Here is a 14,678-nt window from a genome sequence, read left to right as displayed (position 1 = left end):
CGCCCGCGCTTCGGCTCCAGTGGCCGCCAAGCCGGCCGCGCAAACCAAGCCGGAACAGGCGATCTATCCTAGCCTGGCCGGCAAGCGCGTGGTCGTCACCGGTGGCGGCAGCGGCATCGGCGCCGGCATCGTCGAGGCCTATGCGCGCCAGGGCGCCCAGGTGACCTTCCTCGATATCGCGGAAGCCGATTCGCGCGCGCTGGAGGCGACCTTGTCGACCCTGGCGGTGCCGCCGAAGTACCTGCACTGCGACCTGACCAACCTCGATGTGCTGGCCAAGACCTTCGCCGACATCGGCACCGTCGATATCCTGATCAACAATGCCGCCAACGACGACCGCCACAACCTGGCCGACGTCACCCCGGCATACTGGGAAGGCCGCATGGCGGTCAACCTGCGTCACCAATATTTCTGCGCCAAGGCCGTGGCGCAGGGCATGCGCGAGCAGGGCGGCGGCGTGATCCTGAACTTCGGTTCGATCTCGTGGCACCTGGCGCTGCCGGACCTGACCCTGTACATGATGGCCAAAGCCGCCATCGAAGGCATGACCCGTGGCCTTGCGCGCGATCTGGGACCTGATAATATCCGTGTCAATTGCATTATTCCTGGTGGCGTACGTACGCCGCGCCAGGAAGCGTTGTGGCACACGCCGGACGAGGAAGCTCGCATCCTGGCCGGCCAGTGCCTGAAAAAGCGCGTGCAAGTGGACGACGTGGCGGCGATAACGCTGTTCCTTTCCTCGGACAGCGCCTCGGCATGCTCCGGTCGTGAATACTTCGTCGATGCCGGCTGGTACGGCGCATAAGAAGCACAGGGACGCTTAAACAAAATGAGCAATGACATGAACAACCAGCAGCCACGCCGCTACCGCTCGCAAGACTGGTTCGACAATCCAGACCATATCGACATGACCGCGCTCTATCTCGAGCGCTTCATGAACTACGGGATCACGCCGGAAGAGCTGCGCTCGGGCCGCCCGATCATCGGCATCGCGCAAAGCGGCAGCGACATCAGCCCGTGCAACCGCATCCACCTGGAGCTGGCCAAGCGCGTGCGCGACGGCATCCGTGATGCGGGCGGTATCGCGATGGAATTCCCGCTGCATCCGATCTTCGAGAACTGCCGTCGTCCGACGGCGGCGATCGACCGCAACCTGGCCTATATGGGACTGGTCGAGATCCTGCACGGCTATCCGATCGACGCCGTGGTGCTGACCACCGGCTGCGACAAGACCACGCCGTCGCAGATCATGGCCGCATCGACGGTGGATATTCCCGCCATCGTGCTGTCCGGCGGTCCGATGCTGGACGGTTGGTTCGAGGGTGAACTGGCCGGTTCCGGCGCGGCGATCTGGAAAGGCCGCCGCCAGCTGGCCGCCGGCACCATCGACAACGAGAAGTTCCTGCAGATCGCCGCCGCCTCGGCGCCGTCGGCGGGGCACTGCAACACCATGGGCACCGCGTCGACGATGAACGCCATCGCCGAGGCGCTGGGCATGTCGCTGACCGGTTGCTCGGCGATTCCGGCGCCGTACCGCGAACGTGGCCAGATGGCGTACGAAACCGGCCGCCGCATCGTCGAGATGGCAAAGCTGGACATCAAGCCGTCTTCGATCCTGAACCGCGACGCCTTCCTCGACGCGATCGTGGTCAACGCCGCCATCGGCGGTTCGACCAACGCGCAGCAGCACATCGTCGCGATGGCGCGCCACGCCGGCGTCGAGCTGCATTCGAGCGACTGGATGGAATTCGGCCACAAGGTGCCGCTGCTGCTGAACATGCAGCCCGCCGGTAAGTTCCTCGGCGAGCGTTTCCACCGCGCGGGCGGCGTGCCGGCCGTGATGTGGGAGCTGGAGCAGCAGGGCATGTTGCGCTCGGAGCGCGCCACCGTCACCGGCCGCACCATGCGCGACAACCTGACCGGTAAAGAGACGCAGGACCGCGAAGTGATCTTCCCGTTCAACGCGCCGCTGAAAGAAGATGCGGGCTTCTTCGTCTTGAAGGGCAACCTGTTCGATTTCGCCATCATGAAGACGAGCGTGATTTCGCCGGCCTTCCGCGAGCGTTATCTGAGCAAGCCTGGCCAGGAAAACGTGTTCGAGTCGCGCGCCGTGGTGTTCGACGGTTCAACCGACTATCACAACCGTATCAACGATCCGGCGCTGAACATCGACGAGGATTGCATCCTCGTGATTCGCGGCGCCGGCCCGGTGGGCTGGCCTGGTTCCGCCGAGGTGGTGAACATGCAACCGCCCGATGCGCTGGTCAAGCGCGGCGTCAACTGGCTGCCGACCTTGGGCGACGGACGCCAGTCCGGCACCTCGGACAGCCCGTCGATCCTGAACGCGTCGCCGGAAAGCGCCGTCGGCGGCGGTCTGGCGTGGCTGCGCACCGGTGATATGATCCGCGTCGATCTGAACGCCGGTACTTGCGACGCGCTGGTCCCGCAGGCCGAGTGGGAAGAACGCAAGAAGGGCGCGCTGCCGGCCATTCCGGCCAGCCAGACGCCTTGGCAAGAAATTTATCGCAGCACCGTGGGCCAAATGGAAAACGGTGCGTGCATGGAACTGGCTGTACCATACCGGGGCGTGGTGGATAATCCGGCCCGGCATAATCATTAAAGGTGACGCCGCTGGCGGCGCATGGCGGATTACGGCTTTGCCTAATCCGCCCTACGAAAATCTGTAAAAGTGGGCATAGACCTGTGCAGTAACGAGCTAGAAATGTAGGGCCTGTGTCAGGCAAAACGGCATTCGAATCAGGAGACGAAATAAATGAAGAAATTACTGAGTGCGGCCGCCATCGCGGTCATGATGGTGTGCGCCGGCGGTAACGCCATGGCGGACGCCAAGAACCCTAAAATCGGCTTTTCCATCGACGACCTGCGCCTCGAGCGCTGGGCGCGCGATCGCGACTACTTCGTCGCCGCCGCTGAAAAGCAGGGCGCCAAAGTCTTCGTGCAGTCGGCCGACGCCAGCGAGCAGCGCCAGATCGCCCAGATCGAGAACCTGATCTCGCGCGGCGTCGACGTGCTGGTCATCGTTCCTTACAACGCCACGGTGCTGAACAATGCCGTCAAAGAGGCGAAGAAGGCCAAGATCAAGGTCATCTCGTACGACCGCCTGATCCTCAACGCCGATATCGACGCTTACATCTCCTTCGACAACAAGATGGTCGGCGAGATGCAGGCGCAGGGTGTGGTCGCCGTCAAACCAAAGGGTAACTACTACCTGCTGGGCGGCGCGCCAACCGACAACAACGCCAAGATGCTGCGCGAAGGCCAGCTGAAGGTATTGCAGCCGCTGATCGACAAGGGCGACATCAAAGTCGTCGGCAAGCAGTGGGTCAAGGACTGGAATCCGGCCGAGGCGATGTCCATCGTCGAAAACGCGCTGACCGCCAACGGCAACAAGCTCGATGCGGTGGTCGCCTCCAACGACGCCACCGCCGGCGGCGCGATCCAGGCGCTGGCTTCGCAAAAGCTGGACGGCAAAGTGGCCGTCTCCGGCCAGGACGCCGATCTGGCCGGCGTGCGCCGCGTCATCGCCGGCACCCAGACCATGACCGTCTACAAGCCGCTCAAGCTGATCGCCACCGAGGCCGCCAAGCTGTCGGTCCAACTGGTGCGCGGCGAAAAGCCGGGCTTCAATTCGCAGTATCAGAACGGCTTCAAACAAGTCGATACGCTGCTGCTGAAGCCAACCATGCTGACCAAGGCGAATATGGATGTCGTCGTGGCCGACGGCTTCTATACCAAGGCCCAACTCGCGGCTGCGAAGTAATAGCCGCTTCATGAAGACCGGGGCGTCGTCTTAGGACGCCTCGCCGTGCGTTCGCACTGTCTTTCGCCACGCCCTGTTCCGCTCCGTGTAGCGGCTTGCGCGTGGCGAGTTCCACCACCTCTGCGAGAACCAGTATGTCCGGCTATTTGCTAGAAATGAAGGGCATCGTCAAAAAATTTGGCGGTGTTCCGGCGCTCGACGGCATCGACCTGCAAGTGCGGGCCGGTGAGTGCATCGGCTTGTGCGGCGAGAATGGCGCCGGCAAGTCGACCCTGATGAAAGTGCTGTCCGCCGTCTACCCGCACGGCACCTGGGACGGCGAGATCCTCTTCGACGGCAAGCCGCTGCGCGCGCAGTCGATCCGCGAAAGCGAAGCCGCCGGCGTCGTCATCATCCACCAGGAACTGATGCTGGTGCCGGAGCTGTCCGTCACCGAGAATCTGTTCCTCGGCAACGAGATCACCTTGCCGGGCGGCCGCATGGATTATTCGGCCATGAATCAGCGCGCCGAGGCGCTGCTGAAGGAATTGAACCTGACCGACGTCAACGTGGTGCTGCCGGTGTCGAACTACGGCGGCGGCCACCAGCAGTTGATCGAGATCGCCAAGGCGCTGAACAAAAACGCGCGCCTGCTGATCCTGGACGAGCCGTCGTCGTCGCTGACGACCTCCGAGATCCAGGTGCTGCTCAATATCATCCGCGGCCTGAAGGCCAAGGGTGTGGCCTGCGTCTACATCTCGCACAAACTCGACGAGGTCGAGGCGATTTGCGACACCATCGTCGTCATCCGCGACGGCCAGCACATCGCTACCACGCCGATGGACAAGATGGACGTCAAGCAGATCATCGCGCAGATGGTCGGCCGCGAAATGAACCAGCTGTATCCGACGCTGGAGCGCGCGCCGAGCGAGGAAATCGTGTTCGAGGCGCGCAACGTGATTTGCTACGACGTCGAGAAGCCCGAGCGCAGGAAGGTCGACAACGTCTCCTTCGCGCTGCGCAAGGGCGAAATCCTCGGCATCGCGGGCCTGGTCGGCGCCGGCCGCACGGAGCTGGTGTCGGCGCTGTTCGGCGCCTATCCGGGCCGTTCGGAAGCCGAGGTATGGCTCAACGGCGCCAGGATCGATAGCAGCACCCCGCTCAAGGCGATCCGCGCCGGCCTGGCGCTGGTGCCGGAGGACCGCAAGCAGCACGGCATCGTGCGCGACCTGGACGTCGGCCAGAACATCACGCTGTCGGTGCTGGGGCGCTTCTCGAATTTCACCCGCATCGACCGCGAGGCGGAACTGAAGGTGGTCAGCGAGGAGATCGCGCGCCTGGCGCTGAAGACGGCCAGCCCGTTCCTGTCGATCACGTCGCTCTCGGGCGGCAACCAGCAAAAGGCGGTGCTGTCGAAGATGCTGCTGACGCGCCCCAAGGTGCTGATCCTCGACGAGCCGACACGCGGCGTCGACGTCGGCGCCAAGTTCGAAATCTACAAGTTGATGCTGGAACTGGCCAGCCAGGGCGTCTCCATCATCATGGTGTCGTCCGAACTGGCCGAAGTACTGGGCGTGTCCGACCGCGTGCTGGTGATGGGCGAGGGCAAGCTGCGCGGCGATTTCGTCAACCAGAACCTGACCCAGGAAACGCTGCTGTCGGCGGCACTCGATCATTCGTGATGACTTACCTTTGAAATCCATGAAAACCTTAAATCTCAAACAGCTCTTCACGCAGTACAAGATCCTGGCGCTGCTGATCGCCATCGCCATCATCTGGGCCTTCTTCAGCTGGAAGACGGAGGGCGGCTTCATCTCGCCGCGCAACCTGTCGAACCTGATGCGCCAGATGGCCGTCACCGGCATCGTCGCCTGCGGCATGGCTTTCGTCATCATCGCCGGCGAGATCGACCTGTCGGTCGGCTCGCTGCTCGGCCTTCTGGGCGGGGTGGCGGCGGTGCTCGACGTCACGCACCACATGCCCCTGCCAGCCACCGTCGCGGTGGTGCTGGCCTGTGGCCTGGTGCTTGGCCTGTTCAACGGCTATCTGACGGCATATAAACATATACCGTCCTTCATCGTGGGCCTGGGCGGCATGCTGGCCTACCGCGGCATCGTGCTGGGCGTGACCGACGGCGTGACGGTGGCGCCGGTGTCCGAGCCGCTGGTGCACCTGGGCCAGGGCTACCTGTCGCCGCAAATGGGCGTGGTGCTGGGCATTGGCCTGTTCATCCTGGGCGCGGTGCTGACCTGGCGTCAGCGCGTCAGCCTGGCCCGCCACGGCCTGCCGGTGCCGCCGATGTGGCGCGACGGTTTGCGCCTTGCGGCAATCGGCGTGGTGCTGTTCGCTTTCGTGCGCACCTTGAACAGCTACGAGGGCATTCCGCTGCCGGTGCTGTTGTTGCTGGCGCTGCTGGGTATCTTTAGCTATGTCGCCACGCAGACCGTGTTCGGCCGCCGTATCTACGCGGTGGGCAGCAACATGGAGGCGACCCGTCTTTCCGGCGTCAACGTGCAGGCGGTGAAGCTGTGGATCTTCGGGATCATGGGCTTGATGTGCGCACTCGCCGGCTTGATCAACACGGCCCGTCTGGCGGCCGGTTCGCCGTCGGCCGGCACCTCGGGCGAACTCGATGCGATCGCGGCCTGCTTCATCGGCGGCACCTCGATGCGCGGCGGCTCGGGCACCGTGTACGGCGCCTTGATCGGCGCGCTGGTGATGGCCAGCCTGGATAACGGCATGTCGATGCTGGACGTCGACACCTACTGGCAGATGATCGTCAAGGGCTGCATTCTGACGTTGGCGGTGTGGGTCGATGTGGCGACGCGCTCGGGCCGCCGTTGAGTTTGAATAGCTGAGTCCGGTTTCACCAGCACGCGGCCCGCAACGACGGGCCGCGTTGTCGTTTACGGGTGTTGTTTTCTGAGGGGGTGTGTTCGGGTTTGTGTGAGAGTTTGTCGAAAGTACGCGACGCTTGCGGATTATCATTCCGCCGCTTGGTGAATTTCGCAATTGCCACACTTTTGCGTAACTTGCAAAATGTTTGCATATCATCGTGTGGCCTTGGCACCCTGCCAGTAAAGCCAGAACGAAAAAAAATATTAAAGAGCGAGACGTCCCAATGAAGATCAAACAACCGCGCCTTGTGGCGCCTGCGGGTGTCGTTCGTCCCGCGTTCGGAATCACCCACCCCAGGCTAGTCCCAAGTGCCGCTGAAAAGCACCAATAACAAATAGCCTAAGAGCTATGAAAAATTCGTATACCTTTTGGAGAGCGTAACATGAAACAGTTTAAAAAGACAGCGATCGCACTGGGCCTGGCCCAGATGGCGATGATGGCCAGCGGTGCTTCGCACGCGCAGACCGCCCAGGCTCCGGCCGCACAATCCGACACTCCGGCGCCAGCCGCGGCGCCGGTGGCCGTGGTCATCACCGGCCAGCGCGCGGCGCTGCAGTCGGCCCAGAAAATCAAACAGAACGCCGACGAGGTGGTCGACTCGATCTCCGCCGACGATATCGGCAAGCTGCCGGACCGCTCGGTCACCGAGGTGCTGCAGCGCGTCTCCGGCGTGACCATCGACCGCGCCATGTCGCGCGCCGACCCGGATCACTTCTCGGTCGAAGGCTCGGGCGTGTCCGTGCGTGGCTTGAGCTACGTGCGCTCGGAACTCAATGGCCGCGATTCGTTTTCCGCCAACGGTGGCCGCTCGCTCAACTTCGAAGACGTGCCGCCAGAGCTGATGGCCGGCGTCGACATCTACAAGAACCCGTCGGCGGAACAGGTGGAGGGCGCCATCGGTGGCCTGATCAACCTGCGCACCGCGATGCCGTTCGATTACAAGGGCTTCAAGGCCTCCATCAGCGGCTCGGAGACCTACTCCGAACTGCGCAAGGGCAAAGCATCGCCATCGGGTTCGGGCATGGTCTCGAACCGCTGGAAAACCCCGTTCGGTGAAGTCGGCGCCCTGATCGACCTGGCCTACTCGGAATCTGCCACCCGCACCGACGCGATCCAGGTCGAGCCGTACTACCCGCGCAACGACATCGAGCCTGGCCGCACCGTCTACGTGCCGAAGGGCGCGCAATGGCGTTCGCTGAACTTCGACCGCACCCGCGAAGGCGCGTACGGCGCGTTGCAGTGGAAGCCGAACAGCGAGATCACCACCGGCCTGACCTACTTCAAATCGAAGTACAAGATGACCTGGGACGAGCAGGCGATCTTCGCCCAGTCGAGCCCTTACAACATCCAGGTCGCGAACGGCAAGTACGCCGACAACGGCACCTTCATCAGCGGCACGCTGAGCGATCCGGCCGACGGCGGCATCAACTTCAACAATGACACCCGTACCGCGTGGCGCAAGTCCGACACCACCGACGTGTCGTGGAACATGCGCTGGCGCCCGAACGATCGCTGGACCATCACCACCGATCTGCAGCGCATCCGCGCCAACACCGAGAGCGTCGATTCGACTGTGGCCACCGGCCTGAGAATGCCGAAGGAACAGCTGGACCTGTCGGGCAGCCTGCCGAACATCATCTTCGACGCAGCCGACCGCGCCAACCTGGCCAATCCGAACAACTACTACTGGGCGTTCACGATGGAGCACCTGGATCGCGCCAAGGCCGATTCGGATGCGGGCAAAATCGATCTGAAATACGACTTCGACCACCCGATCTTCCGCGACATCAAGTTCGGTGCGCGCATGACCAACCGTGATTCGATCACCGAGAACTCCAACCCGAGCTACAACTGGGCCGCCGTCACCCAGCCATGGCAGGGCGAGATCAGTGGTCTGGCCTACCTGGGCGATCCGCGTTTCTCGGGCAATACCTCGACCCACGCCTTCGATAACTTCTTCAACGGTAAAATGAGCGTGCCGGCCGTGGTGTTCCCGAACTCCTCGCTGTCGCAGGGCTACCCATCGAGCTACGCCACGCTGCACTCCTACCACGATATCCTGTGCGCAGAGAAGAACGCCACGCTGGCCGCCGCCGGCCAGCAGACCAACACCTGCACGCCATGGAAGGCAGCCACCTTCGGCGGCGACCCGGCCGGTCGCAACTCGCAAAGCGAGAAGACCAAGGCGCTGTACACGCAAACCCGCTTCGGCTTCGACGACCTGAAGTTCCCGATCGACGGTAACGTCGGCCTGCGCTATGTGAAGACCGATTCCACCGCCAGCGGCTACACGGTGTTCAACTCGACCGCGCCTAGCAACCCGGCGATCCCGGTGTTCAATAGCTTCTCCCGCGCGGACACCTTCGAGAACTCGTACCACAACTGGCTGCCTAGCCTGAACCTGCGGATGAAAGCCAGCGACACGCTGCAGTTCCGCTTCGCCTACGCCGGCGCGATGTCGCGTCCGGACCCGTCGCAGCTGCAGGGTTACACGACCTTGAGCCAGAGCGCCGACGTCGCCGCCAACGGCACCGTCAACAGCATCACCTACTCCGGTGAAGCCAAGGGCAATCCGAACCTGCGTCCGATCACCGCCAAGCAGCTCGACCTGACCGCCGAGTGGTACTTCTCGCCGGTTGGTTCGTTCACCCTGGCCGTGTTCAACAAGCGCCTGAAGGACGTCATCGTCAACCAGACCACCGCGTTCCAGCTGACCGATGTCACCGGACGGGGATACAACTTCATCACCACCGCACCGGTCAACGGCGCCAAGGGCCGCGCACGTGGTTTCGAGCTGGCTTACCAGCAGTACTTCGACAAGTTGCCTGGCGCCTGGTCGGGCCTTGGCCTGCAGGGTAACTTCACCTTCGTCGACAGCGAGCGCACCCTGTACAACGGCGTGTTCCAGCAGTACTGCACCGGCAGCGGCGGTGGCGCGGCCAACCTGAACCTGAACCTGAACGGTTGCGACACCAACGGCACCACCTTCGGCAATCTGCCGCTGGAAAACCTGTCCCGTCGTTCGTACAACATCGCCCTGATGTACGACAAGGGTCCATGGTCGGCGCGCCTGGCCTACAACTGGCGTTCGAAGAGCCTGCAGGCGGTCAACGTGAACGGCACCCAGGGTACCGACGGCACGGACACCAATCCGGCCAGCGCCACCTTCGGCCAGCGTAACGTCGCCTGGGGTCTGCCGACTTGGGCGGACGACTACGGCCAGGCCGATGCCTCCGTGTCGTACAAGATCAACGAGCGTATTCAGATCGGTCTGGAAGCCCAGAACATCACCGACTCCAAGTACAAGGTCCTGATGCAGCAAAACATCGGTATGATGGGCCGCGCATGGTTCTCGTCGGGCCCGCGCTACACCGCTCGCGTGAGCTACAACTTCGACTAAGGAAACCAGACTGCATGAAGATTACCGCCCGCCAGCTTGTAAGCTCTTTTGGTTTTGTTATGTTGGCCGCAGCTGGCGCGGCGGCCGCGCCTATCCCCGAACTGGTGCAAAAGGATGGCCGTCACGCCTTGATGGTGGACGGCGCGCCTTTTGTCATGTTCGGGGGGCAGGCGCAGAACTCGAGTAACTATCCGCTTGCACTGAACAAGGTGTGGGCGGCGATCAAGGACATGAACGCCAACACCCTCGAGATCCCGGTCGCATGGGAACAGATCGAGCAGGTGGAAGGCAAGTTCGATTTCAGTTACGTCGATACCCTCGTGGCCGAGGCGCGGAAGAATAAGGTGCGCCTGGTGCTGCTGTGGTTCGGCACCTGGAAAAACACCGGCGCCAATTACGCGCCGGAGTGGGTCAAGTTCAACAACGCCCGCTTCCCGCGCATGCTGGACAAGGAAGGCAAGCCGATTTACTGCCTGTCGCCGCAAGGCGAAGAGACGCTAAAGGCCGACAAGAAGGCGTTCGTCGCGCTGATGACGCACATCAAAAAGATCGACGAGGCGCACCGCACCGTCATCATGATGCAGGTCCAGAATGAAGTGGGCACCTATGGCTTCGCGCGCGACTACGGTCCCAAGGCCGAGGCGCTGTTCAACCAGCCGGTGCCCGAAGCGGTATTGAAACGTAAGAAATCGCCGGTGGCGCTGGCCGCCAGCGGCACCTGGAAGCAGGTTTACGGCGACTACGCCGACGAGTACTTCCACGCGTATTCGATCGCGAGCTACATCGGCGACATTGCAAAGGCGGGCCGCGCGGTCTACAACCTGCCGATGTACGTCAACAACGCCGTGCGCGATCCGCTGGAAGAACCGCTCAAGCCGTGGAACAAGAACTTCGCCAGCGGCGGCCCGACCTTCGACGTGATCGACATTTATAAAGCGGCGGCGCCGGCGATCGATTTCGCCGCGCCCGATATCTACAACCCGGAATCGAAGAAGTTCGCCGCCACGCTCGACAAGTTCCAGCGTCCGGACAATGCGCTGGCCGTGCCGGAGATGAGCAACGCCGCCGAGTACGTGCGCTACGCTTACCTGGTGCTTGGCCGCGGCGCGATCAACTTCTCGCCGTTCGGCATCGACTACGCGGACTACAGCAATTTCCCGCTCGGTCACAAGGCCACCGACAAGACCATGGTCGAGCCGTATGGCAAAATCTATTCGGCCTTCCGGCCGATGGAGCGCCAGTGGTCCAAGTGGGCCTTCGAGGGCCGCACCTACGGCGTGGCCGAGGGCGACGACCGCGCGACGCAGACCATCGCGATGAAGGGTTGGAAGGGCACGATCTCGTTCCGCGAATGGCAGTTCGGCGAACGTGAGTATTTCAAGGAAGTGAAGGACCTGCCGGCCGGCACCGAGAAGCCCAACGGTGGCGTGGCGATCGCACAGATCGCCGACAATGAGTTCATCATCGTCGGCCAGCATGCGCGCGTAAAGATCGACCACGCGGACGGCAAACCAACCATGTGGGCGCGCGTCGAGGAAGGGTATTATGATCCATCCGGTAAATGGATCATGGAACGCAACTGGAATGGCGACCAGACGGACTACGGCCTCAATCTGACCGGCAAGCCGGTGGTGTTGAAGGTCAAAGTCGGTACGTACTGAGTAAAAAAAACAGGAGATAGAGAATGCGATTCAAAGCGATAGTACCGGCGGCTTCGTGCCTGGCGGTGATGATGTCCGGCCAGGCCCTGGCCGGCACGTTTGAGAAAACCTCCACCGGCGTGGTGGTCAAGCCGGATTCGGGCGCCAAGGAAGTGCGCCTGGAAGTCATGAGCGACAACATCATCCACGTCGTCAAGACCGACAAGGAAGGCAAGGAGCTGACCCCATCGCTGATGACGGTGGCCGCACCTGTTAGCGGTATCTTCAGCGTCACCGCTTCGGGCAAGGACAAGGTCACGCTCAAGGCCAAGAAAATCTCGGTGGCGGTGTCGCTGGCGACCGGCCAGGTGCAGTTCTTCAACGCGGCCGGCAAGGCTTTCCTGAGCCAGGCCTCGGAAAGCATGTCGCCCGTCGATGTCGGCGGCAAGCCGTTCATGGCGGTCAAGCAGGGCTTCAACCACGGCACCAAGGACGCGTACTACGGCTTGGGCCAGCACCAGAACGGCCAGATGAACCTGAACGGCGAAGACGTGCTGCTGATGCAGCACAATATGGTCATCGCGGTGCCGTTCGTCGTCTCGGACAAGAACTACGGCGTTTTGTGGGATAACAATTCGATCTCGCGCTTCGGCGACGCCAAGCCATACGGCTTCCTGAGCCGCGACCTGAAACTGGTCGATGCCGAAGGCAAGGCCGGCGGCCTGACCGCGCGCTACTACGTCAACGATAAACTGGTGCTGACGCGCCAGGAAAAAGACATCGATTTCCAATACCTGAAGGACGTTGCCGAGAACTGGCCGAAAGAAGCGGGCGATCCGAAGACGGCCAAAGGCGTCAAGGTGGTGTGGGAAGGCACGCTGACGTCCGACAAGGCCGGTGTGCACAAGATGCAGATGTATTCGTCGGACTACGCCAAGCTGACCATGGACGGCAAGGAAGTCATGGACGTGTGGCGCCAGAGCTGGAATCCTTGGTACCACAACTTCGAGCAGAAGTTCGAAGCGGGCAAGCCGGTCAAGCTGCACCTGGAATGGAAACCGTCGGGCGGCATGATCGCCATGACCCACAACGATCCGCTGCCGGCGCCTGAGCGCCACTCGCTGACCTTCTCGTCGGAAGTCGCGCAGAGCATCAACTATTACGTCGTCAACGGCGAGACCAGCATCGACAACGTCATCGCCGGCTACCGTCATCTGACGGGCCAGGCGCCGATGATGCCGAAGTGGTCCTACGGCCTGTGGCAGTCGCGCCAGCGTTACGAGACGCAGGAGCAGCTGCTCGGCGTGTTGAAGGAGTACCGCAAGCAGGGCTGGCCGGTCGACGCCATGGTGCAGGACTGGTTCTACTGGCCGCAAGACGGCTGGGGTTCGCACGACTTCGACAAACAGCGCTTCCCGGATCCTAAAGGCCTGGTGGACGAGGTCCACAAGAACAACGCCCGCATCATGATTTCGATCTGGGGTAAGTTCTACGACAACACCGCCAACTACAAGGAGCTCGCGTCGAAGGGCTACATGTGGACCAAGAACGTCGAAAACGGCGATCTTGACTGGGTTGGCCCTGGCTACAAGAACAGCCACTACGATCCGTACACCAAGGGCGCGCGCGAGATGTACTATCGCCAGATGAAGTCCAAGCTGGTCGACCTGGGCTTCGACGCCTGGTGGATGGACAACACCGAGCCTGACGTGCTGTCGAACACCCGCCTGGAAGACTTCAAGAAGCTGATCGGACCGACCGTTTACGGCGCCGGCGAAATCACCTTCAACCCGTATAGCCTGGTGCATACCGAGGGCTTCTACCAGGGTCTGAAAAACGACCAGCCGGAGAAGCGCCAGTTCATCCTGTCGCGTTCCGGTTTCGCGGGCATCCAGCGCAACGCCACCGCCCTGTGGAGCGGCGATACCGTCGGCCGCTGGAACAATCTGTACGATCAGATCTCGGCCGGCGTGAGCATCTCGATGTCGGGTATCCCGAACTGGACGCACGATATCGGCGGCTACGCGCAGGAAGAGCGCTTCCAGGACGGCGCCACCGGCACCGCGCAGGAGAATCGCGCTGTCGCGGCGGTCAAAGCCAAGCCGGAGGACATGAAGGAATGGCGCGAGCTGAATCTGCGCTGGTGGCAGTTCGGCGCGTTGTCGCCGCTGTTCCGCTCCCACGGCGAAGTGGTCAAGCGCGAGATCCACGAGATTTCGCCTGAAGGCTCGCCGATGCGCGACTCGATGGTCTGGTACGACAAACTGCGCTATCGCATGATGCCGTACATTTACTCGACCGCCGCGACCACCCACCACGAATCGGGCACCATCATGCGCGGTCTGGTGATGGACTTCCCGAAGGACGACGCGGTCAAGAACATCGCCGACCAGTACCTGTTCGGCCACAATCTGATGGTCGCTCCGGTGTACGTCTACGGTGCGCGCGAGCGTAGCGTCTACATGCCGAAGGGCGCCAACTGGTATGACTTCTATACCGGCGAAGTGCACAAAGGCGGCACCAAGACCTCGATCAAGGCGCCTGAAACCCGCATGCCGCTGCTGGTGAAAGCCGGCGCGATCCTGCCGCTGGGTCCAGTGACGCAGTACGTCGACGAGAAGCCGGACGCGCCGATCACGCTGAACATCTACACCGGCGCGGACGGCAAGTTCAGCCTGTACGAGGATGACGGCGTGTCGAATGCCTACATGCGTAACGAGTTCACGCGTATTCCGCTGAGCTACAACGACAAGACCGGCACCGTCACCATCGGCGAGCGCATTGGCCAGTACAAGGGCATGGTCGCCAAGCGCGAGTTCAAGGTTCGCTTCATCAAGCCTGGTGTTTCGAGCTCGGACAACTTCGACGCCGCCGACAAGACGGTAAGCTACGAAGGCAAGGCGGTCACCGTCAAGCGCTGATTGCCGCACTGACGATGATTCCTCGATGACGGCGGGGGCGGTACATGCCGCCTCCGCCG

8 protein-coding genes are annotated in these 14,678 nt (G+C 62.3%); all 8 read left to right on the top strand.

Going from position 1 to position 14,678, the window contains the following annotated elements:
• Positions 1–19: 19 nt before the first annotated feature.
• The 8 genes from NHH88_26770 (at position 20) to NHH88_26735 (ending at position 14,619) form a co-directional block, all read left to right on the top strand.
• Positions 20–805 carry an SDR family oxidoreductase gene (locus tag NHH88_26770; GenBank protein USX17444.1) on the top strand — a complete coding sequence of 262 codons (786 nt, stop codon included), beginning with the start codon at positions 20–22 and terminating at the stop codon, positions 803–805.
• A 24-nt stretch (positions 806–829) separates the two neighbouring features.
• Positions 830–2,620 (top strand): dihydroxy-acid dehydratase family protein, encoded by a 1,791-nt coding sequence (locus NHH88_26765; GenBank protein ID USX13228.1) that lies wholly within the window; start codon positions 830–832, stop codon positions 2,618–2,620.
• Between the two features lie 153 nt (positions 2,621–2,773).
• Positions 2,774–3,781 (top strand): D-xylose ABC transporter substrate-binding protein, encoded by a 1,008-nt coding sequence (xylF, locus tag NHH88_26760; GenBank protein USX13227.1) that lies wholly within the window; start codon positions 2,774–2,776, stop codon positions 3,779–3,781.
• Between the two features lie 134 nt (positions 3,782–3,915).
• Positions 3,916–5,442 carry a D-xylose ABC transporter ATP-binding protein gene (xylG, locus tag NHH88_26755; protein USX13226.1) on the top strand — a complete coding sequence of 509 codons (1,527 nt, stop codon included), beginning with the start codon at positions 3,916–3,918 and terminating at the stop codon, positions 5,440–5,442.
• Positions 5,443–5,461: 19 nt separating this feature from the next.
• Positions 5,462–6,604: a sugar ABC transporter permease gene (gene gguB, locus NHH88_26750; protein ID USX13225.1), complete on the top strand. Its 1,143-nt coding sequence runs from the start codon at positions 5,462–5,464 to the stop codon at positions 6,602–6,604.
• Between the two features lie 436 nt (positions 6,605–7,040).
• Complete coding sequence (locus tag NHH88_26745; protein USX13224.1) at positions 7,041–10,058, top strand: TonB-dependent receptor; 3,018 nt, start codon at positions 7,041–7,043, stop codon at positions 10,056–10,058.
• Between the two features lie 59 nt (positions 10,059–10,117).
• Positions 10,118–11,719 carry a DUF5597 domain-containing protein gene (locus NHH88_26740; GenBank protein ID USX13223.1) on the top strand — a complete coding sequence of 534 codons (1,602 nt, stop codon included), beginning with the start codon at positions 10,118–10,120 and terminating at the stop codon, positions 11,717–11,719.
• 23 nt (positions 11,720–11,742) lie between these two features.
• Positions 11,743–14,619, top strand: a complete 2,877-nt coding sequence (locus NHH88_26735) for a DUF5110 domain-containing protein (protein USX13222.1) — start codon at positions 11,743–11,745, stop codon at positions 14,617–14,619.
• Positions 14,620–14,678: the final 59 nt, after the last annotated feature.

The sequence above is a fragment of the Oxalobacteraceae bacterium OTU3CAMAD1 genome, from assembly GCA_024123915.1.
GTDB lineage: Bacteria > Pseudomonadota > Gammaproteobacteria > Burkholderiales > Burkholderiaceae_D > Rugamonas.
The sequence above is the reverse complement of the archived record's forward strand: the minus strand, read 5'-3'. Positions and strand labels throughout refer to the sequence as shown.